The following is a 221-nucleotide window of genomic DNA, read 5'->3' as shown; positions in this document are numbered from 1 at the left end:
TGACCGGCCCGTTGAAGCTGTAGCTGGCGCGGTTATTGGGGCTGTCCTGCGCGCCAAGCCCCTTGGGCGGCGGCGACAGCATCTGCATGACGCCCCCCATCACCATCGAGGCGCCTGCCATCATCATCATGCTGGCGGCGGGGCCGGTGAGGTAACCAAACGGGTTGAAATACGCCACGGCGATCAGCACCGCGCCAATAATCGTCTGCAGCCCACCGGCA

General features: G+C 65.2%; 1 pseudogene. It reads right to left on the bottom strand.

Annotated elements, in window-relative coordinates:
- A pseudogene (locus tag JBO08_RS28055) lies at positions 1 to 221 on the bottom strand (tail assembly protein); the annotation flags it as partial.

It is taken from the genome of Pseudomonas sp. LAP_36, from assembly GCF_019456785.1.
GTDB classification, from domain to species: Bacteria; Pseudomonadota; Gammaproteobacteria; order Pseudomonadales; family Pseudomonadaceae; genus Aquipseudomonas; species Aquipseudomonas tritici.
The sequence above is the reverse complement of the archived record's forward strand: the minus strand, read 5'-3'. Positions and strand labels throughout refer to the sequence as shown.